Genomic DNA, 212 nt, shown 5'->3' with positions numbered 1-212 from the left:
TCTGGCGCATGTAGGTGGACTTACCGCCCATGTTCGGGCCGGTAATGATCACCATGCGGCGGGCATCGTCCAGATGCAGGCTGTTGGGCACGAAGGCGTCATCCAGCACCTGCTCCACCACCGGGTGGCGGCCATCGACAATCTCGATGATGGCTTCCTCGTCCACCAGTTGCGGGCGTACCCAGTTCAGCGCCTCGGCGCGTTCTGCCAGG

General features: G+C 63.7%; 1 protein-coding gene. It reads right to left on the bottom strand.

The window, feature by feature from the left end; genetic code table 11:
* Positions 1-212 (bottom strand): hypothetical protein (locus A3714_RS17900; RefSeq protein WP_197463355.1); only part of this gene is annotated, 212 nt, incomplete at both ends.

The organism is Alcanivorax sp. HI0007 (assembly GCF_001635525.1).
GTDB lineage: Bacteria > Pseudomonadota > Gammaproteobacteria > Pseudomonadales > Alcanivoracaceae > Alcanivorax.
This window is presented reverse-complemented; position numbering and strand designations above follow the sequence as displayed.